Source organism: Mesorhizobium sp. M1338, assembly GCF_040318045.1.
Classification (GTDB): domain Bacteria; phylum Pseudomonadota; class Alphaproteobacteria; order Rhizobiales; family Rhizobiaceae; genus Mesorhizobium.
The window spans coordinates 1-19,288 of record NZ_JAMYLL010000074.1; the positions used below are offsets into that span (position 1 = coordinate 1).

The 19,288-nt window shown below is 63.6% G+C and carries 25 protein-coding genes; 19 read left to right on the plus strand and 6 right to left on the minus strand.

The window, feature by feature from the left end:
* Window positions 1–277: 277 nt before the first annotated feature.
* The 3 genes from NKH19_RS31115 (at window position 278) to NKH19_RS31125 (ending at window position 2,670) form a co-directional block, all read left to right on the plus strand.
* Complete coding sequence (locus NKH19_RS31115; protein WP_352872917.1) at window positions 278–1,381, plus strand: hypothetical protein; 1,104 nt, start codon at window positions 278–280, stop codon at window positions 1,379–1,381.
* 241 nt (window positions 1,382–1,622) lie between these two features.
* Complete coding sequence (locus tag NKH19_RS31120) at window positions 1,623–2,243, plus strand: nucleoside triphosphate hydrolase (RefSeq protein ID WP_352872916.1); 621 nt, start codon at window positions 1,623–1,625, stop codon at window positions 2,241–2,243.
* An 85-nt stretch (window positions 2,244–2,328) separates the two neighbouring features.
* On the plus strand, window positions 2,329–2,670 hold the full coding sequence (locus NKH19_RS31125; protein WP_352872915.1) for a hypothetical protein: 342 nt from the start codon (window positions 2,329–2,331) through the stop codon (window positions 2,668–2,670).
* 25 nt (window positions 2,671–2,695) lie between these two features.
* Here NKH19_RS31125 and NKH19_RS31130 read toward each other — a convergent pair whose 3' ends face one another.
* From NKH19_RS31130 to NKH19_RS31140, 3 genes are all read right to left on the minus strand, one after another.
* On the minus strand, window positions 2,696–3,400 hold the full coding sequence (locus tag NKH19_RS31130) for a glutathione S-transferase family protein (RefSeq protein WP_352972694.1): 705 nt from the start codon (window positions 3,398–3,400) through the stop codon (window positions 2,696–2,698).
* 173 nt (window positions 3,401–3,573) lie between these two features.
* Window positions 3,574–4,782 (minus strand): beta-ketoacyl-[acyl-carrier-protein] synthase family protein, encoded by a 1,209-nt coding sequence (locus tag NKH19_RS31135; RefSeq protein ID WP_352872911.1) that lies wholly within the window; start codon window positions 4,780–4,782, stop codon window positions 3,574–3,576.
* A 5-nt stretch (window positions 4,783–4,787) separates the two neighbouring features.
* On the minus strand, window positions 4,788–5,042 hold the full coding sequence (locus NKH19_RS31140) for an acyl carrier protein (RefSeq protein WP_013528393.1): 255 nt from the start codon (window positions 5,040–5,042) through the stop codon (window positions 4,788–4,790).
* A gap of 214 nt (window positions 5,043–5,256) precedes the next feature.
* Here NKH19_RS31140 and NKH19_RS31145 point away from each other — a divergent pair, with 214 nt between their 5' ends.
* From NKH19_RS31145 to NKH19_RS31165, 5 genes are read left to right on the plus strand one after another with little or no spacing between them, the layout of a single operon-like run.
* Window positions 5,257–6,090 carry an urease accessory protein UreD gene (locus NKH19_RS31145; RefSeq protein ID WP_352872909.1) on the plus strand — a complete coding sequence of 278 codons (834 nt, stop codon included), beginning with the start codon at window positions 5,257–5,259 and terminating at the stop codon, window positions 6,088–6,090.
* Between the two features lie 28 nt (window positions 6,091–6,118).
* A complete protein-coding gene (locus NKH19_RS31150; protein ID WP_352872907.1) occupies window positions 6,119–6,421 on the plus strand; it encodes an urease subunit gamma in 303 nt (100 codons plus the stop codon).
* A gap of 10 nt (window positions 6,422–6,431) precedes the next feature.
* Window positions 6,432–6,686 (plus strand): DUF1272 domain-containing protein, encoded by a 255-nt coding sequence (locus NKH19_RS31155; RefSeq protein WP_352872905.1) that lies wholly within the window; start codon window positions 6,432–6,434, stop codon window positions 6,684–6,686.
* Between the two features lie 32 nt (window positions 6,687–6,718).
* Complete coding sequence (locus NKH19_RS31160; protein WP_352872903.1) at window positions 6,719–7,312, plus strand: HupE/UreJ family protein; 594 nt, start codon at window positions 6,719–6,721, stop codon at window positions 7,310–7,312.
* A gap of 2 nt (window positions 7,313–7,314) precedes the next feature.
* A complete protein-coding gene (locus NKH19_RS31165; protein WP_352872901.1) occupies window positions 7,315–7,620 on the plus strand; it encodes an urease subunit beta in 306 nt (101 codons plus the stop codon).
* Between the two features lie 20 nt (window positions 7,621–7,640).
* Here NKH19_RS31165 and NKH19_RS31170 read toward each other — a convergent pair whose 3' ends face one another.
* Window positions 7,641–8,135, minus strand: coding sequence for a hypothetical protein (locus NKH19_RS31170; protein ID WP_352872899.1), 495 nt, complete (start codon window positions 8,133–8,135; stop codon window positions 7,641–7,643).
* Window positions 8,136–8,264: 129 nt separating this feature from the next.
* Entirely contained in the window at window positions 8,265–8,636 is a 372-nt protein-coding gene (locus tag NKH19_RS31175; protein ID WP_352872897.1) for a hypothetical protein, read from the minus strand.
* A 209-nt stretch (window positions 8,637–8,845) separates the two neighbouring features.
* Here NKH19_RS31175 and ureC point away from each other — a divergent pair, with 209 nt between their 5' ends.
* From ureC to NKH19_RS31225, 10 genes are all read left to right on the plus strand, one after another.
* Window positions 8,846–10,558, plus strand: coding sequence for an urease subunit alpha (ureC, locus tag NKH19_RS31180; protein WP_502911083.1), 1,713 nt, complete (start codon window positions 8,846–8,848; stop codon window positions 10,556–10,558).
* A 236-nt stretch (window positions 10,559–10,794) separates the two neighbouring features.
* Window positions 10,795–11,283, plus strand: coding sequence for a DUF29 domain-containing protein (locus tag NKH19_RS31185; RefSeq protein ID WP_352872895.1), 489 nt, complete (start codon window positions 10,795–10,797; stop codon window positions 11,281–11,283).
* Window positions 11,284–11,340: 57 nt separating this feature from the next.
* On the plus strand, window positions 11,341–11,934 hold the full coding sequence (locus tag NKH19_RS31190; RefSeq protein WP_352872893.1) for a hypothetical protein: 594 nt from the start codon (window positions 11,341–11,343) through the stop codon (window positions 11,932–11,934).
* 45 nt (window positions 11,935–11,979) lie between these two features.
* Window positions 11,980–12,204, plus strand: a complete 225-nt coding sequence (locus NKH19_RS31195) for a glutathione S-transferase N-terminal domain-containing protein (RefSeq protein ID WP_352872891.1) — start codon at window positions 11,980–11,982, stop codon at window positions 12,202–12,204.
* Between the two features lies 1 nt (window position 12,205).
* On the plus strand, window positions 12,206–12,799 hold the full coding sequence (gene ureE, locus NKH19_RS31200) for an urease accessory protein UreE (RefSeq protein ID WP_352872889.1): 594 nt from the start codon (window positions 12,206–12,208) through the stop codon (window positions 12,797–12,799).
* Window positions 12,792–13,463 (plus strand): urease accessory protein UreF, encoded by a 672-nt coding sequence (locus tag NKH19_RS31205; protein WP_352872887.1) that lies wholly within the window; start codon window positions 12,792–12,794, stop codon window positions 13,461–13,463. Before ureE ends, NKH19_RS31205 begins: the two co-directional genes overlap by 8 nt.
* Window positions 13,460–13,900 carry a DUF3995 domain-containing protein gene (locus tag NKH19_RS31210; RefSeq protein WP_352872886.1) on the plus strand — a complete coding sequence of 147 codons (441 nt, stop codon included), beginning with the start codon at window positions 13,460–13,462 and terminating at the stop codon, window positions 13,898–13,900. Before NKH19_RS31205 ends, NKH19_RS31210 begins: the two co-directional genes overlap by 4 nt.
* The gene (gene ureG, locus NKH19_RS31215; RefSeq protein WP_352872885.1) at window positions 13,897–14,538 is read left to right on the plus strand and encodes an urease accessory protein UreG; all 642 of its coding nucleotides are present in this window, start codon (window positions 13,897–13,899) and stop codon (window positions 14,536–14,538) included. Before NKH19_RS31210 ends, ureG begins: the two co-directional genes overlap by 4 nt.
* Before the next feature lie 82 nt (window positions 14,539–14,620).
* Window positions 14,621–15,388, plus strand: a complete 768-nt coding sequence (locus tag NKH19_RS31220) for a class II aldolase and adducin N-terminal domain-containing protein (protein WP_352872884.1) — start codon at window positions 14,621–14,623, stop codon at window positions 15,386–15,388.
* Between the two features lie 963 nt (window positions 15,389–16,351).
* Window positions 16,352–17,116, plus strand: a complete 765-nt coding sequence (locus NKH19_RS31225; RefSeq protein ID WP_352983568.1) for a transposase — start codon at window positions 16,352–16,354, stop codon at window positions 17,114–17,116.
* Window positions 17,117–17,252: 136 nt separating this feature from the next.
* On the opposite strand, the gene NKH19_RS31230 is transcribed toward NKH19_RS31225, so the two are convergent.
* Entirely contained in the window at window positions 17,253–17,564 is a 312-nt protein-coding gene (locus NKH19_RS31230; RefSeq protein WP_352872883.1) for a hypothetical protein, read from the minus strand.
* A 59-nt stretch (window positions 17,565–17,623) separates the two neighbouring features.
* Between NKH19_RS31230 and ltrA the strand changes: the two genes are divergently transcribed.
* Window positions 17,624–19,102 carry a group II intron reverse transcriptase/maturase gene (ltrA, locus tag NKH19_RS31235; protein WP_352872919.1) on the plus strand — a complete coding sequence of 493 codons (1,479 nt, stop codon included), beginning with the start codon at window positions 17,624–17,626 and terminating at the stop codon, window positions 19,100–19,102.
* Window positions 19,103–19,288 lie beyond the last annotated feature (186 nt).

Sequence of the window (19,288 nt, forward strand, 5' to 3'; positions counted from 1 at the left end):
CCATCCTCCGTCTGGGTGCGGCTGGTGCGCGGCTGTTATCACTCCCCCCCCCGCGGTTGGTGGGGGCGGTCCCCCCCCCCCCGGGGGGGGGGGGGCGCCCGTGCTCGTAGGCGCCCCCCACCCCGTCGAACGATCTCCGCTTCGCTCCGACCGCTCGCCGACCCTCCCCACAAGGGGGAGGGTGAAGGAGATCCTGATGCAAAATCGCATGTCGCGCCGCTTGCGCAAGCCGCGTCGAACGGGTTCTGTTTGCGCCTTCAGAATCGGTGAGAGCGTAATGACTGTCAGCACCATCAAGGCCAGAAATATTTCGGTTTCGCTCGATCTCACGGTCGGCCACATCGCCGACATGGTCGTCGAAAGTGGCGGGCGCCAGCTGAAGCCGCTGCACCGCGCGCCCTGGGTCGACGCGGGCGAGACGCTGCCGGATGATTTGCCGGAAGGCACGGTCCGGCTGTCCGGCGATTTTCTCTGCGCGCCGTTTTCACGCAGCGATGTCGAGGAGGCGCCGCTGCATGGCTGGCCGGCCAACAGCGCCTGGGATGTCGTCGAGAGCGCGGCGACAGAAGATGGCTGGCGCGCGGTCTACCGCCTGCGGCACAAGGTGATGGGCGCGAGCGTCGACAAGATCCTGACGCTGCGCGACGACCATCCCTTCCTCTATCAGGAGCATGTGTTCTCTGGCGGCCATGGCGCGATCTCGGTCGCGCATCACCCGATGACGGCGATGAAGGGCGGCGGCAGGCTGGCTTTTTCGCCAAAGCGGTTCGCCGCGACGCTGGACGATCCGCTGGAGCCCGATCCCGCCCGCGGCCGCTTCATACTGGCCTATCCGGCGCGCTCCACCGATCTCAGCCATTTCCCCGCCGCCGGCGGCGGCACGCTCGACCTGACGGAATACCGTATGGGCGACCGCCGCGAGGATTTCCTCACGCTGGTCGAGGCCGATCATGGCGGGCCGGGCTGGACCGCCCTGGCGCGGCAGGCCGAAGAGGACCTGGTGCTGGTGCTGAAGAACCCGGCCGAGCTGCCGGTCACCATGCTGTGGCTCAGCAATGGCGGCCGCGACTACGCGCCCTGGAGCGGCCGTCACCGCGGCGTGCTCGGTATCGAGGATGGCCGCACGGCGATAGGCCATGCCGCCTCGATCGGCGACAACTGGCTGAAGCGCGAAGGGGTCGCGACCGCCTTTGCGCTGGGCGAAGGCCGCAGCGTTTCCTTTCGCCATATCATCGGCGCCGTGCCGCTGTCCGGCGGCGAGCCGCCGCAGCAGGTCACGACCACAGATGGCCGCATGCGGTTGGCAGCCGGCGGCGGCTCGACGCGAGAGATCCCCTTTGACAGCGATTTCCTGCGTATTGGGCGAACGGCGGCAGCTTGATCGGATGGCTTCCCTGTTTGTTCTCAAGGAACGTTGGCGCCGCCCCTCACCTGCCTGCCGGCATCCTCTCCCCCGTATAATGACAGTCACTATACGGGGAGAAGTGCCCGGCAGGGCGATGAGGGGCAGCACTCACTTTGACAATTTCGCTTGCATAAATCCCGGTTTGAAATTTCCACCGACTGGCGACAAGATGCAGCGGAATTATCGTGACCGTGATCAAGGCCAGAGAGAGGCTCCAATGTCCGAAATCGCCCATCTCGCCGCCACCATCTTCAAGCGCGCCGGCAGGGCAAGCCGCTTCATCGTCGCCATTGCCGGTCCGCCGGGGGCCGGCAAGTCGACGCTGTCGGCGAGGCTGCATGATCTGCTGCCCGAAGGTGCGGCGGAAGTCGTGCCGATGGACGGCTTCCACTACGACGACGCCGTGCTCGAGCAGCGCGGCTTGCGCGCACGCAAGGGCGCGCCGGAAACCTTTGACTTTGCCGGCTTCGAGGCCCTGCTGAAACGCATCCGGGCCGGCGAATCCGACATCGCCATCCCGGTCTTCGACCGCGGCATGGAACTGTCGCGCGCCGCCGCCTCGATCATCCCCACCGAGACCAAGTTCATCCTGGTCGAGGGCAATTACCTGCTGCTCGACGAGGAGCCGTGGTCGCGGCTGGCGCCGCTGTTCGATTTCTCGATCTTCGTCGACGTGCCGCGCGACGAGCTCGAGCGCCGCCTGCTGGAGCGCTGGCACGGGCACGGCCGCTCCGATGAGGATGCGCGCGCCTGGATCGCTTCCAACGACATGCCCAATATCGACCGGGTTATTGCTCGACGCCGGGCCGCCGATCTGGTGATCGGCCTTTCCGCTTGATTCTACGAATCGCGCAAGGGGAACCTTAAGACATTCAGGCCGTTATCGCCGATAAGGCAATTCTGCCAAAGAGGGAGTCCGTCCGATGGCACAGAAGGCAAGAAAGCCCGCGCCCTCCAAGGGCAAGGCAACCCAATCCAAGGCAGGCGCCGGCCCGGCAGTCGCGGCGCGTTCCAAGGACACCAAGCCCGCATTCGGCAAGGCGGCACCGAAGAAAGTGGTGCCAGCCGCCGCGAAAACCGCGCCGAAAGCCGCAAAGCCCAAAAAGCCGGCAGGCGCCGATGGATCGATATCGGGCAGCGCCATGCGCACGGTCAAGGCCGCGGCCAATGTGGCTGTGGGCGCCGTCGCCATCGCCGCCAGGGGCACTGCATCGCTTGCGGCATCCATGGTGGGCAAGGGCGGCTCGAAGGCGAAGGCAAAGTAGCGCTCTCGAAGCTCGCCGGTTTGCGTCAGGCTCTGGCCGGGATGGTCAGGCCCTTCTGTACCGCTGGTCGCGCAAGACCGCGTTCCAGCCATGCCGCGACATTGGCGAAATCGTCGAAGCCGACGAGGTCGCGCGCTTCGTAGAAGCCGATCAGGTTGCGCACCCAGCCGAGCAGCGAAATATCGGCGATGGTGTAGTCATTGCTCATGATCCATCTGCGGCCCTTCAGCCTGCCATCGAGCACGCCGAGCAGCCGCCGCGATTCATCGCGATAGCGCTCCAGCGGGCGCTTGTCGGCGATTTCGCGACCGGCGAATTTGTGGAAGAAACCGACCTGGCCGAACATCGGCCCGACCGAGGCCATCTGGAAGAACACCCACTGGATGGTCTCGTAGCGGCGTGCCGCGTCCACGGGCATGAGCAGGCCGGTCTTTTCGGCGAGGTAGAGCAGGATGGCGCCGGATTCGAACAGGCCGATCGGCTTGCCGTCCGGACCGTTCGGATCGATGATCGCCGGGATCTTGCCGTTGGGATTGAGCGACAGGAATTCCGGCGTCCAGCTTTCATTCTTGCTGATATTGACCAGATGCGGCTCGTAGGGCAGGCCGAGTTCTTCCAGGGCGATCGATATCTTCACGCCGTTCGGCGTTGTCGCCGAATAGAGCTGGATCCGGTCCGGGTGTTTGGCTGGCCAGCGCGTTGCGATCGGAAAGGCGGACAGGTCGGCCATGGGAAACTCCTGAATGGGGATTCGCGCCGAGCGGCACGGTTTGGCGGGGGCGGCCAAGAATTAGACGCGCCACACGGCACGATCAATATGGCGGTTAACGTTTCGTCGTGCACGGACGGTCGACTCTGGGACGATCAGGATCGCCCGGGGCAGGTGTAATTGCCGATGCAGGATCAGACGGCCTTGAAGGCCAGCACCGCATTGGTGCCGCCGAACGCGAAGCCGTTGCTGATCGCGGTGCGCACCTTGCGCTCGCGCGCCACATTCGGCGTGACGTCGAGGTCGCAATCGGGGTCGACCTCGCGAAAATTGGCCGTCGGCGGCACGATGCCTTCGCGGATCGCCATCACGCAGGCGATCATCTCGAGCGCGCCCGATGCGCCGAGGCAATGGGCATGCATCGACTTGGTCGACGACATCGAAAGTTTGTAGGCATGGTCGCCGAAGACGCGCTTGATCGCCGCCGTCTCGATCTGGTCGTTGGCCTTGGTGCCGGTGCCATGGGCATTGAGATAGTCGACATCCTCGGGATTGAACCCGGCGTCGGCCAGGCAGGCGCGCATGGCGGCCGTCGGTCCTTCGATGGTCGGCGCGACAATGTCGGACGCGTCGGCGGAAAGGCCGGCGCCGGCAATCTCGGCAAGGATGGTAGCGCCGCGCGCCATGGCGTGCTCGTAGCTCTCCAGCACCGCCATGCCGGCACCTTCGCCAAGCGACAGGCCCTGGCGATCGGCCGAAAATGGCCGGCAGGTGTCCGGTGCCAGCACCCGCAGCGCTTCCCAGCCCTTCAGGATACCCCAGACCAGCGGCGCATCGGTGCCGCCGGCAACCATCACGTCGGCGCGGCCGAGCCTGATCTGGTCGACGGCCGACGTGATGGCGTGATTGGACGACGAGCAGGCCGAGGTGACGCCGAAGACCGGCCCGCGCAGGCCGAGATTCATGCTGACGTGGCCGGAGGCCGCACTTGGCATCACCTTTGGCACGGTGAAGATGCCGGCGCGGTTCTTGCCCTCGATCAGGATGGCGCGATAGTTCTCCTCGATCGCTTCCCAGCCGCAGACGCCGACACCGACGACGGTGCCCATCCGATAGGTGGTGGCCTCGTTCGAGACCAGGCCGGCCTGCTGCATGGCTTCCCTGGCCGCGATCGTCGCCAGCAGGCTGAAGCGGTCCATCGATACGGTCTGCTTGCGGTCGATGCCGTGATCTGGAAGAGCCTTGATTTCGCAGCCGACCTTGACCTTCAGATCATGCAGCTGCGGACTTGTGATCTGGCCTATGGCCGAGCGGCCGGCGCGCATCTCGTTCCAGATCGCGGGCGCGCTGGTGCCGAGCCCGCAAATGCCGCCCATGCCGGTGATGACGACGCGCTGCCGCATTCAGTTCAGGCTTTTTTCGCGATCAGCGCGCGGACAGCTTCGACCATATCGCCGACATTCTTCAGATTGCTCCAGGCGTCGACCGTGTTCATCTCGATCTCGATGCCATACTCTTCCTCAAGATCGAAGATGATCTCGGTCAGCTCAAGCGAATGGATACCAAGCGAGGTCAATTCGGTGGTGGTGGTGATTTCCTCGCCGCCCGGCTCGGCATGAGCCTTGATCTTCGCGATGATATCCGTTGCCAGCTGGTCGGCCATTCGGTTTCTTCCCCACTATGTCGCGTTTCCCGACGCCAACTGCGCAGCGCCCCTTTTCTCCTGGTATCAAGCCGCCGTCGTCGTTTTATACCCCCGCCAAGCGCGGCGTGGCCGTACCAAGGTGGTTCCCTCTATAGAAACCGAAACGTTGTCAAGCAACAAGCTATATCGAACTCCATATCGACAAAGCCGGCGGAGTGCTTAACGTGTAGGCATGGATACGGCTGAACATGGCGGGATTTCGACGCAGCGCGTTGCGGGCGTGGCGCGGCTTTCCTGCGCCGTAGGCGAGGGTCGCACGCGCCTGCGGCGCCTCTATCAGGACGGTGCCGCCAAGATAAGGATGCCGGCAGTCTCGGCCGACCCGCTCGAAGCGGTGCTGATCAACACCGCCGGCGGAATGACCGGCGGCGACCGTATCGCCTGGGACGTGGATGTCGGCGCGGCCGGATCGGCATCGATCACGACCCAGGCCTGCGAGAAGATCTATCGGGCGGCATCCGACCGTGCCGAAGTGCGGGTCAATTTGTCGGTCGGTGAAAACGGCCGCATCGCCTGGCTGCCGCAGGAGACCATCGTCTTCGACCGGGCGGCCTTTGCCCGCACGCTCGACGTCGAGCTTGCCGCCGGCGCCGAGGCGCTGGTGCTGGAAGCCGCCGTCTTCGGCCGCCTGGCGATGGGCGAACGCGCCGCGCAGGGCCATTTCCACGACCGCTGGCGCGTCCGCCAGGAGGGCTCCCTCATTCACGCGGAGGATTTCCGCATCGGACCCGATATCGCCGCAACGCTCGATCGCCCGGCGGTTATCGGTGGCGCGATCGCGATGGCGACGCTGCTTTTGGTGTCGCCACGGGCCGAAGCGCTGCTCGAACCAGTTCTGGAGATCGTCGGCGACCACGGCAGCGCCAGCGTCTGGAACGTCAAGAAATCTGGCAAGCTTCTTGCGAGGCTCTACGCCGGGGATGGCTACCGGCTGCGCCAGCGGCTGGTTCCACTCGTCGAATTGCTCAACGGAAGGGCGGGGTTGCCCAAATTATGGTCACTGTAGGCCTGTCGCTACCAGCCTGGGAAAACGCATGAACCTGACGCCGAGGGAAAAGGACAAGCTGCTGATCGCCATGGCGGCGATCGTGGCGCGCAAGCGGCTCGAACGCGGCGTCAAGCTCAACCATCCGGAGGCGATCGCGCTGATCACCGACTTCGTCATCGAGGGTGCCCGCGACGGCCGCCCGGTCGCCGACCTGATGGAAGCCGGCGCCCATGTCGTTACCCGCGCGCAAGTCATGGAAGGCATCGCCGAGATGATCCACGACGTGCAGGTCGAGGCGACATTTCCCGACGGCACCAAGCTGGTGACCGTGCACGAACCGATACGGTGAGGACGAGAAGATGCTTGAGCTGCGCCCCAATTGCGAATGCTGCGACAAGGACTTGTCGCCGGAGGCAACGGATGCGTTGATCTGCACCTTCGAGTGCACCTTTTGCGCCGACTGCGTGGAGCATGTGCTGGGCGGCATGTGCCCCAATTGCGGCGGCAATTTTTCGGCACGGCCGATCCGGCCAGTGGCGATGCTGAAGAAATACCCCGCCTCGACCAAACGCGTTCTCAAGGCCGAAGGCTGCGGCCCTCGCAAGGCCGCGTGAACACCGCGACCCCTTAACCAGAAGGCATTTCGATGATCTCCGCTCCGATGAAACGCGCTTCGCTTTCCGCAATTCTACTTCTGGCGGCTTCCATGCCGGCCTATGCCCATGTCGGCATCGGCACCACCTCTTCCTTCGCGGCCGGCTTCATGCACCCGCTCTCCGGTCTCGATCACATGACGGTGATGATCGCGGTCGGACTGTGGGCGGCGCTCAAGGGCGGCAAGGCGGTTCTTGCCTGGCCGGCGGCCTTTGCCGGCGTCATGCTGGCCGGCGGCGCGCTCGGCATGCTGCATATGCCCCTGCCCTTCGTCGAACCGGGCATTCTGGCATCGGTCGTGGTGCTCGGGCTGCTGTTGGCCCTGGCGGTCGATCTGCCGGTCTCGGCCGGCGTTGCCATCATCGGCCTGTTCGCGCTGTTCCACGGCCACGCGCATGGCACCGAAGTGCCGGAGAATGCGAGCGGGCTCGAATACATGGCCGGCTTTGCCGTCGCCACCGCGCTGCTGCATGCCACCGGCATCGCCGCCGGGCTCGGTCTCGGCATCCGGTTCCGTGGCCTGGCCCGCGCCGCCGGTGCCGCATGCGCTGCGATCGGTGTCGGCCTCGTCTTCGGTGTGGTGTGAAGATGATCCCTGGCGAAATCATCACGGCGGGCGGCGACATCGAGCTGAACAAGGGCCTGCCGACCGTCACCTTGAAAGTAGCCAATAGTGGCGACCGGCCGATCCAGGTCGGCAGCCACTATCATTTCTTCGAGACCAATGAGGGTCTGAAGTTCGACCGCGAGCGTGCCAGAGGAATGCGCCTCGACATCGCCGCCGGCACGGCCATGCGCTTCGAGCCGGGACAGGAGCGCGACGTCACGCTGGTGCCGCTTGGCGGCAAGCGCGAGGTCTACGGATTTCAGCAGAAGGTGATGGGCAAGTTGTGAGATCTTCCAGCGCGCTCGGCTCAGTTCGACGGCTTGGCCGCGGCGTAGATGACGACCTTTCCGGGATCGTCGAATTCGACGGCGAGGACATCTTGCACAAGCACGCGCCGCGACTCGATGGCGTTGAACAAGAGCGCGTTGGCCTCGATCTCCTTGCGCAATTCCGCAATATCGTCCTGATGCTGCTTGATCTTGCTTTCGATTACCGCCGGCGGGCCGCCTTCGGTGCGCGCGGCGTCGGTCAGGAACACGATATCGACTTTGTCGAGCTTGGATGTCTTGCGCACCGTGCCGATGTTTTCACGCGTCCGGTCGATTGCCGTGTTGACGTTTCCGGCTTCGGCCGTGGTCTTGGCCTCTTCCTGCTTGACCTCCGAGCCGACAATGCGGTTGACGGTCTCCGTGCTTTCAAGCCCCTGCGCCTTCAGGCCGGCAACAGGACCGGCCGCCGCCAGGAACGCCATTGCGGCGACGGTCTGAAACCGTCTTTGGGCCGAAAAAGGAGTGATCGCCATCGCTCGCTCCTGAGGGAATTCGTTTCGGGGCGCGGTTCAGCGCGAATGCAACAAAACGAATCCCGCCCCGCGAAGGTTCCCGTCCCGATGCGGCAGGCGGACCGGATACCGGCCCGCCCAACCCGTCTGTCAGCTGGCCTTCTTGGTGATCAGGGTCAGCGCGCCATTGGGTTCCATGCTGGCCGCGATGACCTGCGCCGAGCTGAGTCCCTTGGCCTCAAGCGCGGACTTCACCTTGGGCGTGGCGTCGATCGAGCTGCGCAGTTTCTTCAAGCCGTCGTCGCCACGCTGGGCGATCACCTGGTTGACCTGCGTCTGGGTGTCCTTTGGCAGTTCCGTGATGTCGACGATATTGACGCTCTGGATCGTCGGTACGGCCGGCTGCGCTTGGGGAGTGGCCGGAGCGGGCGTGGTCGGCGCCGGCGCTGGCTGCTGCTGGGCACCGGCGGCGCCCGCCAGCATCAGGGTAGCGGCAGCGGCAAGAACTATGGTTTTGCGCATGGATTTTCCTTTCCATCGATTGGCAAACGGTCGTTTTGGGGTGACCCCCTAACCTCAAACGCCAAATGGGATCAGAAGGTGTCGCCCAGTGGGTCATTGCGTGACCATTGGATGGCGGCAATGTGCCGGAATTCAACCAAACCGCATCTCGGCAAACCGCATCTCGGCAAACCGCATTTCGGCAAACCTCATTTTGGGAGCAATCGCTGATGGCCAGAATTACCCGTGCCGCCTATGCGCAAATGTACGGCCCGACGGTCGGCGACAAAGTGCGGCTTGCCGACACGGAACTGTTCATCGAGGTCGAGAAGGATCTCACCATCCATGGCGAAGAGGTAAAATTCGGCGGCGGCAAGGTGATCCGCGACGGCATGGGCCAGAGCCAGGTTTCGCGGGCGCAAGGCGCGGTCGACACCGTCATCACCAATGCACTGGTGGTCGATGCCGGCGCCGGCATCTTCAAGGCCGATATCGGTCTCAGGGACGGGCGGATCGCGGCAATAGGCAAGGCGGGCAATCCGGACACGCAAGATGGGGTCACCATCATCATCGGCCCCGGCACCGAGATCATCGCCGGCGAAGGCAAGATCCTGACCGCCGGCGGCTTCGACGCGCATATCCACTTCATCTGCCCGCAGCAGATCGAGGAAGCGCTGATGAGCGGCATCACCACCATGCTCGGGGGCGGCACCGGCCCGGCGCACGGCACGCTGGCGACCACCTGCACGCCGGGGCCTTGGCACATGGCGCGCATGATCCAGTCCTTCGATGCCTTCCCGATGAACATCGGCCTGTCGGGCAAGGGCAATGCGTCCCTGCCCGCAGCGCTCGAGGAAATGGTGCTGGGGGGCGCGTGCTCGCTGAAGCTGCATGAGGACTGGGGCACGACGCCGGCGGCCATCGACTGCTGCCTTTCGGTCGCCGACGAGTACGACGTGCAGGTGATGATCCACACCGACACGCTGAACGAATCCGGCTTTGTCGAAAATACGGTGGCGGCGATCAAGGGCCGCACCATCCACGCCTTCCACACCGAGGGTGCCGGCGGCGGCCACGCGCCCGACATCATCAAGGTCTGCGGCTTGCCCAACGTGATCCCGTCCTCGACCAATCCAACGCGGCCCTACACGGTCAACACGCTGGCCGAGCATCTCGACATGCTGATGGTCTGCCATCATCTCTCGCCGTCCATCCCGGAAGACATCGCCTTTGCCGAAAGCCGCATCCGCAAGGAGACCATCGCGGCGGAAGACATTTTGCACGACATCGGCGCCTTCTCGATCATCTCGTCAGACTCGCAGGCCATGGGCCGTGTCGGCGAAGTGGCGATCCGCACCTGGCAGACCGCCGACAAGATGAAGCGCCAGCGCGGCTCGCTGCCGCAGGAGACCGGCAACAACGACAATTTCCGGGTCCGCCGCTACATCGCCAAATACACGATCAATCCGGCCATCGCGCATGGGCTGTCGAAGGATATCGGCTCGATCGCGGTCGGCAAACGCGCCGATCTGGTGCTGTGGAACCCGGCCTTCTTCGGCGTCAAACCGGATATGGTGCTGATCGGCGGCATGATTGCCGCCGCCCCGATGGGCGACCCAAACGCCTCGATCCCGACGCCGCAGCCGATGCACTACCGGCCGATGTTCGGCGCCTATGGCAAGGCCAGGACCAACTCGTCGGTGACCTTCGTCTCGAAAGCCGCGCTGGAATCGGGCCTGCATGGCAGGCTGGGCGTCGACAAGCAGTTCGTCGCCGTCGAAAACACCCGCGGCGGCATCGGCAAGCATTCGATGGTGCTCAACGACGCCACGCCGCATATCGAGGTCGATCCGGAAACCTACGAGGTCCGTGCCGACGGCGAGCTTTTGACCTGCGAGCCGGCAACGGTGCTGCCGATGGCGCAGAGGTATTTTCTGTTTTGAGGCCAATATGCCGACCGAAACTCGTGAATTTGGTCAGATGTGCCTGAGGAGACGCGCTTCTCACCCGTGCGCCCAGAAAAGCGCACGCACTTTGTCAGCTGTCGGCGCTGTCGGCACAAAACCGTACACGGTTTGTCAACACCGAGATCGAGAACGTGTCGTTGGATGGCCTTGATCGACCTGCATTCTCTGCTTCCAACTTGGAAATCTGGCGCCTTTGGCGCAATATAAGCTGCATGAACAAGATTTTTCGAAAACAGCAATTGACGCCCTATGAGGCCGATTATGCTCAGTGGTGCGCCGAACAGGGCGCGCTGTTGCGCGAAGGTCGTCTGTCCGACCTCGACCGCGAGAACCTTGCCGAGGAGATCGAGAGCTTGGGGCGGAGCGACAAAAGGGAAATTGCGAGCAGGCTTGGCACCTTGATCCTTCATTTGCTCAAATGGGGATTTCAGCCTGAGCAGCGCAAGACTGGATGGCTGCTCACAATCCGTGAGCAGCGACATCGGATTGAAAACCTGCTCGATGAAAGTCCGAGTCTGAAGGCGTATCCGGCGCAGATGCTCGGACGAGAGTTCAAGATAGCAAGATTAAAGGCGCTAGACGAAACCGGCTTGAGAGATCGCGATTTCCCTGTTGATTGTCCATACGCGATCAGGGAAATTCTAGACCATGACTATTTTCCAGGTACGCCGTGGTCTTCGGATAAACTTATTCGCGAGTAGCCGAGAAGTGGCCCGTCGCAGATATTTCATCGCGTCGTGAGCATTAGTATCCACCCCATGGCCACCGAAATCGCTTCCGCCCACGACATCTTTCCGCACATCCGCATCGTCATGGGCATGGTGATCGGGCTGGGCGTCGCCCGCCTGCTGTCGGGGGTAGCGCGCATCGTCCAGCATCCAGGCCAGTACCGGCTCTATCCCGTGCATCTGGCCTGGGTCGCCTCGGTGCTTTTGATGCTGGTGCACTTCTGGTGGTGGGAATTCGGTCTCTACGCCATCGAGACATGGACCTTCGGCAAGTACCTGTTCATCATCTTCTATGCGATCACGCTGTTCCTGCTCTGCGCCCTGCTGTTCCCGGATTCGATGCTGGACTACACAAGCTACGAGGATTTCTTCTATTCGCGCCGGGCCTGGTTCTTCGGCCTGCTGGCGGCGACCTACCTGCTCGATGTGATCGACACGCTGCTGAAAGGGCCGGAGCATTTCGCCCGCTTCGGCAGCGAATACCTGTTCCGCACGCCGGTCTTCGTCGCGCTCTGCGTTGTCGCTATCCTGGTGCGCGATCGCCGCTTCCACATCACCTTTGTCGCGGCGGCGCTTATCTATCAGATATCGTTCATCCTGCGGCTCTTCGACACCATCGTCTGAGCGGGCGCGATGGTCTAGATTGCTCGGGAAAGGCAGGGTTCACCTATGTACAAGGCCGTCGGATCGCGTGGATCCCGGGTCAGCCGCGTTCTCTGGATGCTCGAGGAACTCGGGCAGCCCTATGAATTCGTCGAGGTCAAGCTGCGCTCGCCGGAAGCCTATGCGCTCAACCCGTCGGGCAAGGTGCCGATCCTGATCGATGGCGAGCTGACCGTGACGGACTCGGCGGCGATCTGCGTCTATCTTTCGGACAAACACGGGGATCCATGAAATGAAGCTCAACCTCAACACCGACTTCACCAAATTCCCGCGTGCCGTTTCCGTGCTGACCGCCGGCAATGCCGGAACCACAGCGCCATCCGGTCGGGCCGTGCTCGCCCATGACGAGCGGCATCTGCGCCGCCGCGCCATCGAACTTGCCGACGGCAGCAAGGTGCTGGTCGACCTGCCCGAGCCCGTCGCCCTGAACGATGGCGACCGGCTGGTGCTGGAGGATGGCGGCCATATCGAGATCATCGCGGCGCCGGAAGAGGTCTATGACATCCGGGCTCGTGACACCGTGCACCTGGCCGAACTCGCCTGGCATATCGGCAACCGTCATCTCGCGGCCAGCATCGAGGCCGGGCGCATCCTCATCCTGCGCGACCATGTCATCAAGGCGATGCTGGAAGGGCTCGGCGCCACGGTGACCGACGTTTCCGAGCCGTTCAAGCCGGTGCGCGGCGCCTATTCCGGCCATGGTGGGCAAAGCCACGATCACGGCCATGCGCATGCCCATAGCCACGCCGAGACGCATTCTCACGCGCACAGCGAATCGCATTCCCATTCGCACGATCACGCCGGCCACCACCACGACCATGACTGACCAGCCTTCGAACATAGCGCTCTTGCGGCTGATGGCGTGGTTGTCGCCGGCCTTTCCGGTCGGCGGCTTTTCCTACAGCCACGGCCTCGAGCGCGCGGTGCATGACGGGCTGATTGCCGATGCCGAGAGCCTCGCCTGCTGGCTGGAAACGCTGGTCGAGATGGGCTCGGGCTGGAACGACGCGGTGCTGTTCGCCGAAAGCTGGCGGCGAGCACGCGGCACCGGTGATCTGGATGAAGTAGCCGCGCTCGCCGAGGCGCTGGCCGGCTCGCGTGAACGCCACACCGAGACCATGCTGCAGGGTGCCGCCTTCCTCAAAGCGGCGGCGGCCTGGCCAAATCCGGTGCTGCAGCGCTTGCCGGCCGAGTGCGCCTATTGCGTCGCCGTCGGCGCCATTGCCGGCGGCAATTCAATTGCACTTCGGGATGCGCTGTCCGCCTTCCTGCAGACCTTTTTCTCCAACCTCGTCCAGGCCGCGATCCGGCTCGGCGTCGTAGGCCAAAACAGGGCAACCACCCTGCTTGCCGGCTTCGAGCCGCTGGCCGTTGCGACCGCGGCCCGCGCCGCGCGCTCGACGCTGGATGATCTCGGCGGCTGCGCCTTCGTCTCCGACGTCATGGCGATGAAGCACGAAACCCAGTATTCGCGATTGTTCCGCTCATGATCACCCTCGCCTTCGCGCTTTCGACCGTTCTGCTGCTGATCACCGCGCTACACGTCTATTGGGGCCTTGGCGGCATCTGGCCGGGCAAGGATGCGGCCTCCTGCGCCCGTGCCGTGGTCGGCTTTCGCGGCGTCGACGAGATGCCGACGCCGTTCGCCAGCTTTGCCGTTGCCGCGTGCCTATGCCTGGCGACGCTGTGGCCGCTGGCGCTCATAGGCGTCTTTGCCTCGCCGTTTCCCAGGGAAGGCCTCGCCGCCACGTCGCTGCTCATCGGGCTGGTGTTCCTGGGGCGCGGCATCGCCGGCTTTACGCCGTGGTGGCGGCGGCTGGCGCCTGAACAGCCTTTCGCGCGGCTCGATGTCCGTTATTATTCGCCGCTGTGCCTGCTGATCGGGCTCGGCTTTGCCATCCTCGCCATCACGGAGTTTCCCGCATGACCCAGACAAATGGCCCGCTGCGCGTCGGCATTGGCGGCCCGGTCGGTTCCGGCAAGACGACGCTGACCGAAAAGCTATGCAAGGCGCTGCGTGACGAATTCTCGATCGCCGTCGTCACCAACGACATCTACACCAAGGAAGACGCCATGATGCTGGCGCGGCTGCAGGCGCTGCCCGAGGATCGCATCATGGGCGTCGAGACCGGCGGCTGCCCGCACACCGCGATCCGCGAGGATGCCTCGATCAATCTGCAGGCGATCGCCGAGATGAACAGGAAATTCCCGGATCTCGACATCGTCTTCATCGAATCCGGCGGCGACAACCTCGCCGCCACCTTCTCGCCGGACCTTGCCGACCTGACGCTCTATGTCATCTCGGTCTGCCAGGGCGAAGAAATCCCGCGCAAGGGCGGGCCGGCGATCACCCGCTCCGACTTCCTGGTGATCAACAAGAGCGATCTGGCGCCTTACGTGAACGTCAACCTCGATGTCATGGAGAGCGACGCCGGCCGCATGCGCGGCAAGCGGCCGTTCGGCTTCACCGACCTGTCGCGCGGCAAGGGGCTGCAGGCGGTGATCGATTTCATCGTCGAGCATGGCGGGCTGCGTACCGTCGTCGCGGCCGACACGGCAGCGTGAGATAGCCGTCCCTGCACCAACCAAAACCGGTTGCGGGCATGGGCTGGCCACGGCATTCTTGCCAAAACCGGAGGATTTTAGGATGAGCATCGCCCGTCTGCAGAAGGAAACGCTGACCAACCTGCCCTTCCATGAGGAGCGTGTCGATCTCGCCTGTGCCTTTCGCTGGACGGCGCGGCTCAACATGCACGAGGCAGTTGCCAATCATTTTTCGCTGGCCGTCAATGACGACGGGACGCGGTTCCTGATGAACCCTAACCAGGTGCATTTCTCGCGTATCAAGGCGAGCGACCTTTTGATGATCGACGCCAACGATCCAGAAACGCTCTCCGGTCCCAATGCGCCGGACCCGACGGCGTGGGGCCTGCATGGCGCCATCCATCGCAATGTGCGCCACGCGCGCTGCGTCATGCATGTGCACTCGATCCACGCCACGGTGCTGGCGTCGCTCGCCGATTCTCGCCTGCCGCCGATCGACCAGAATTCGGCGATGTTCTTCAACCGGCATGTCGTCGACGCCCACTATGGCGGGTTGGCCTTCGAGGAAGAGGGCGAGCGCTGTTCGCAGCTTCTCGTCGATCCCAAGGTCAAGGTGATGGTGATGGGCAATCACGGCGTGCTGGTCATAGGCGATACGGTCGCCGATGCCTTCAACCGCATGTTCTACTTCGAGCGTGCCGCCGAGACCTACATCAAGGCGCTGTGGACCGGCCGCCCGCTGCGCACGCTATCCGATGCGATCGCCGAGAAGGCGGCAAGCGAGATGGACGACTATCCCGGCCAGGCCGAACGCCATCTCAGCGAGCTGAAGGCGATCCTCGACGAGCAGGAACCGGCCTACCGGAATTGAGGGCTGGTTCTGGGCTGGATCTAGCGCCCGTTTCGTCGAAAGAAGAAACTTTCAACGTCGCGCCGCCCCTCATCGCCCTGCCGGGCACTTCTCCCCGTATAGTGACCTATCGGATTCACACATCTTTCTGCGGCGGCTAAAGAAACGTGAAATCAAAGACTTAAGTGAGGGCGATGTCGTCATGATCCCTTGGCGGCGCTAGGATGCAGGCGTTGAAAATGCTGGCATTTTTGACCTACCGTCCATGAGCGGAAAGAGATGTGTGAATGCCATAGATAGATACCTATCGTATTCACGCATCTCTGTTGCGTTTTGCGATGAAGGTCGATTCTGTGTCGGTGAGAAGATCGATGGAGGTGTCGATGACCGGGATCGAGTACGGGCTGGGGCGATTTGGCGATCGCCGCCTGGAAAAAGGGGGGCCTGCTTGCATCGGGCGCTGGTGGCGCGGCCTGGATCGTGTATCCGTCGGCTTGGCGGCAAACGGGCGTCCGAAATGCAATTCACGCGGCTTCTGCGCAACCCCTCGGTAACGGCGGCAGAGATGTCGCTCCATGCTGGAAGGCTGACCGGACGGCGCGTGGCCGGTCGCCATGTCGTTGCGGTGCAAGACACCTCGGAGTTGGTGCTGGGCAGCCGACGGGCGCGAGCCGGCTATGGCCCGGTCGGCAAGGGCAACGTGGCGGGCCTGCTGCTGCACCCGGTGCTGGCGTTGGAGGCCGGCACTGGGGCGCTGCTGGGCCTGGTCTCGATGCAGGTCTGGAACCGCAGCGGAGGTGAATTGGCGCCGCAACGCAAGCGGGTGACGGCCGACAAGGAATCGCAGCGCTGGATCGACGCAACAAGGCAGGCCGGCGCGGTTCTGGATGGTGCGGCCAGCATCACCATGGTGTCGGACCGCGAGAGCGACTTTTACGAACTCTTCGCGGAGCGCCCGCCCAATGTCGAGCTGATCGTGCGGGCCTGCCAGAACCGGCGGATCGAGGCGCCGCAAGAAGGGCCGGACTTGCTGCTCGCCTTCATCGACGCCCAGCCCGAGCAAGGCCGCTTTGCCGCGACCATCCCCGCCGCGCCCGGGCGACGCGCGCGAGACGCCGAACTTGCGCTGCGCTTCGCCCCGGTGACGGTGCGCCGACCGCTCAATGGAGCCGATCCGGCGTGCCCGAGACGGTCGGTTTGACACTGGTCGATGTTCGCGAGGTGTCGAAACCGCAATATGGCAGCGAACCGGTGCATTGGCGGCTGCTGACCACCCACTGTGTCGCCACCGAGGTCGAAGAGCGCAGGATCGTCGACCTCTACCGGTCGCGCTGGACCATCGAGGAGTTCTTCCGCACCCTCAAGACGGCAGGCTTCGATATCGAGGCCGCCGACATCGGCGATCCGCACGCCATGATCAACTTCGTCGCCGCTGCGACGATCGCCGCCGTCACCATCAAGCAACTCGTGCAGGCTCGCGACGGCAATACCGATCAGCGCCTCGGTGATGCTTTCGAACCGGACGACCGACTCATTCTCGAAGCCGTCTCAGCCAAGCTCGAGGGCAAGACCGAGCGACAACGCAATCCCCATCCCAAAGGCTCTCTGGCCTTCGCCGCCTGGGTCATCGCCCGCCTGGGCGGCTGGACCGGCTACTACGGCAAGCCCGGCCCAAAGGTCATGCGCATCGGCCTCGCCGAATTCTGGGCCATCAAATACGGCGCCAACCTCGGACTGCGAAATGTGTGAATCCGATAGATTACTATAACGGGGAGTTGAGGGAGTGGTCCGCGAAGCGGACGAAAAGCCAATTGCTTGGCTTTTCGAACGACGACCGCCCGGCAGGGCGATGAGGGGCGGCGCCGCCCAGGGCTTCGAATCCAGGTTAGTGCGCCGGGAGACCGGCAAGGAGTAGGTGGTGAGAGTCCACTGCGATGAAGGAGTAGCGATCCACATCGGCCCCGAGCCGTGCGCAGGCTTCCGCGAGGATGTCGGCGAAGCGTCGGTAGGGGAGCGTATAGGCCAGCCATTGAGCCACGAAAGGATTCTGATCCCGGATGCCGACGCCGTTAACCTGGCGGAAGGCAAAACGGACGGGCGCGATTTCGCGAGCACCTGGACGATCCGGCGTGGTCTGAGCCCCTGGCATGTGCGGAAGCTCCTTGTACGGGAACCGGGAGATCTCTGGATCGGCCATCTACCCCAAAACTACGGGTGGATGGTCCGCAACGGGAAGGCGAGGAGCCGTAGCCGTTGATGCACGATCCAGAGAAGTCTGACTCCGGCATAGTAGCTGTGAAGCCGATGAACAAAGCCGGGCAACCGGCGGCGGAGCCGGTGGAGCCAAGGCCGGGGACCAAGGGGAACGCGGAACAGCAACACATGCACCGGACACAGAGCCGGGCTCGCATGTCCCAGTCGCTGGACCGCGTACGGAAAGCCGCAAGGCTGAGGAAGAAGGATCGGTTCACCGCGCTCTTCCACCATATCAATGTCGACACGCTGCGGACGGCGTTCTATGCGCTCAGGCGCAAGGCCGCTCCCGGGGTAGATGGCATGACGTGGCAGGACTACGAGGCAGACCTCGAGCTTCGGCTCAACGATCTGCAAGAACGGGTTCATCGGGGTGCGTACCGACCGCAACCAGCTCGCCGGACGTTTATACCGAAGGCGGATGGAAAGCAGCGGCCGCTGGCGATCGCAGCTCTGGAAGACAAGATCGTCCAAGGGGCAACCGTCATGGTGCTCAACGCCATCTATGAAGGCGACTTCCGCAGCTTCTCCTACGGGTTCCGACCCGGAAGAGGACCGCATGATGCATTGGATGCACTGTGCGTAGCAATCAGAACGCGGAAGGTGAACTGGATTTTAGACGCCGACATCCAGAACTTTTTCGGGGCGGTCAGCCAGGAATGGCTGGTTCGCTTCGTTGAACATAGGATCGGCGACAAGCGCATCATCCGCCTGATCCGCAAATGGCTCAAGGCGGGCATTCTCGAAGATGGGATCGTGACTGTAGAGGACAGGGGAACGGGTCAAGGGTCGGTGATTTCGCCGCTGCTGGCCAATATCTACCTTCACTATGTCTTCGACCTTTGGGCTCAGCGCTGGCGACAGCGCGAGGCCACCGGCGATATGATCATTGTGCGCTATGCCGATGATGCAATCGTCGGCTTCGAGCGCGAGGGCGACGCTCGTCGTTTCCTCGATGCGATGCGTGCGAGGCTTGAGGAGTTTGCGCTGTCGTTCCATCCGGACAAGACCCGCCTGATTGAGTTCGGCCGCTTCGCGGCGGTCGACCGCAAGCAGCGCGGGCTCAGCAAGCCGGAGACCTTCGCGTTCCTGGGGTTCACGTTTATCTGCGGAACATCGCGCCAAGGGCGTTTCCTGCTTAAAAGGAAGACCCGACGTGATCGCGTGAGAGCGAAGCTCAAGGACATCAAGGTGGAACTGCGGCGGCGCATGCATTGGCCGATCCCCGAACAGGGGAAATGGCTGAGGCAGATCGTGACAGGCCACTTCGCCTACTACGCGGTTCCAACGAACAGCCGGGCGCTCTCGGCGTTCCGGCACCATGTGACCGATCTGTGGCGGCGCACGCTTCGGCGACGCAGCCAACGAGACGGCTTCACCTGGGACCGCATGACGAAGCTGGCCGGCGCATGGCTTCCCAACCCGCATATCCTTCATCCGTGGCCCGACGAGCGCTTCGCCGTGGAGAACCACCCAAGGTAGGAGCCGAGTGCCTGAATTGGGCTCGCTCGGATCTGTGCGGGGGGCGCAGGGAAACCTGCGTCCCTACCGCGAAACGGCAAAGCCCTCCCAGCAGGGTCTCGAGATATCTGGTGTCCCATCCGGCGCGTTTGCGGCGGAGTTTGATGGATTTCTTGTCTGCTACGGCTCGGACGAGATTGATGGCGA

What these genes read in the sequence shown, in the direction of transcription:
- NKH19_RS31115 (WP_352872917.1), top strand. Translation starts at nt 278, where the DNA reads ATGACTGTCAGCACCATCAAGGCCAGAAATATTTCGGTTTCGCTCGAT.
- NKH19_RS31120 (WP_352872916.1), top strand. Translation starts at nt 1,623, where the DNA reads ATGTCCGAAATCGCCCATCTCGCCGCCACCATCTTCAAGCGCGCCGGC.
- NKH19_RS31125 (WP_352872915.1), top strand. Translation starts at nt 2,329, where the DNA reads ATGGCACAGAAGGCAAGAAAGCCCGCGCCCTCCAAGGGCAAGGCAACC.
- NKH19_RS31130 (WP_352972694.1), bottom strand. Translation starts at nt 3,400, where the DNA reads ATGGCCGACCTGTCCGCCTTTCCGATCGCAACGCGCTGGCCAGCCAAA.
- NKH19_RS31135 (WP_352872911.1), bottom strand. Translation starts at nt 4,782, where the DNA reads ATGCGGCAGCGCGTCGTCATCACCGGCATGGGCGGCATTTGCGGGCTC.
- NKH19_RS31140 (WP_013528393.1), bottom strand. Translation starts at nt 5,042, where the DNA reads ATGGCCGACCAGCTGGCAACGGATATCATCGCGAAGATCAAGGCTCAT.
- NKH19_RS31145 (WP_352872909.1), top strand. Translation starts at nt 5,257, where the DNA reads ATGGATACGGCTGAACATGGCGGGATTTCGACGCAGCGCGTTGCGGGC.
- NKH19_RS31150 (WP_352872907.1), top strand. Translation starts at nt 6,119, where the DNA reads ATGAACCTGACGCCGAGGGAAAAGGACAAGCTGCTGATCGCCATGGCG.
- NKH19_RS31155 (WP_352872905.1), top strand. Translation starts at nt 6,432, where the DNA reads ATGCTTGAGCTGCGCCCCAATTGCGAATGCTGCGACAAGGACTTGTCG.
- NKH19_RS31160 (WP_352872903.1), top strand. Translation starts at nt 6,719, where the DNA reads ATGATCTCCGCTCCGATGAAACGCGCTTCGCTTTCCGCAATTCTACTT.
- NKH19_RS31165 (WP_352872901.1), top strand. Translation starts at nt 7,315, where the DNA reads ATGATCCCTGGCGAAATCATCACGGCGGGCGGCGACATCGAGCTGAAC.
- NKH19_RS31170 (WP_352872899.1), bottom strand. Translation starts at nt 8,135, where the DNA reads ATGGCGATCACTCCTTTTTCGGCCCAAAGACGGTTTCAGACCGTCGCC.
- NKH19_RS31175 (WP_352872897.1), bottom strand. Translation starts at nt 8,636, where the DNA reads ATGCGCAAAACCATAGTTCTTGCCGCTGCCGCTACCCTGATGCTGGCG.
- ureC (WP_502911083.1), top strand. Translation starts at nt 8,846, where the DNA reads ATGGCCAGAATTACCCGTGCCGCCTATGCGCAAATGTACGGCCCGACG.
- NKH19_RS31185 (WP_352872895.1), top strand. Translation starts at nt 10,795, where the DNA reads ATGAACAAGATTTTTCGAAAACAGCAATTGACGCCCTATGAGGCCGAT.
- NKH19_RS31190 (WP_352872893.1), top strand. Translation starts at nt 11,341, where the DNA reads ATGGCCACCGAAATCGCTTCCGCCCACGACATCTTTCCGCACATCCGC.
- NKH19_RS31195 (WP_352872891.1), top strand. Translation starts at nt 11,980, where the DNA reads ATGTACAAGGCCGTCGGATCGCGTGGATCCCGGGTCAGCCGCGTTCTC.
- ureE (WP_352872889.1), top strand. Translation starts at nt 12,206, where the DNA reads ATGAAGCTCAACCTCAACACCGACTTCACCAAATTCCCGCGTGCCGTT.
- NKH19_RS31205 (WP_352872887.1), top strand. Translation starts at nt 12,792, where the DNA reads ATGACTGACCAGCCTTCGAACATAGCGCTCTTGCGGCTGATGGCGTGG.
- NKH19_RS31210 (WP_352872886.1), top strand. Translation starts at nt 13,460, where the DNA reads ATGATCACCCTCGCCTTCGCGCTTTCGACCGTTCTGCTGCTGATCACC.
- ureG (WP_352872885.1), top strand. Translation starts at nt 13,897, where the DNA reads ATGACCCAGACAAATGGCCCGCTGCGCGTCGGCATTGGCGGCCCGGTC.
- NKH19_RS31220 (WP_352872884.1), top strand. Translation starts at nt 14,621, where the DNA reads ATGAGCATCGCCCGTCTGCAGAAGGAAACGCTGACCAACCTGCCCTTC.
- NKH19_RS31230 (WP_352872883.1), bottom strand. Translation starts at nt 17,564, where the DNA reads ATGGCCGATCCAGAGATCTCCCGGTTCCCGTACAAGGAGCTTCCGCAC.
- ltrA (WP_352872919.1), top strand. Translation starts at nt 17,624, where the DNA reads ATGCACGATCCAGAGAAGTCTGACTCCGGCATAGTAGCTGTGAAGCCG.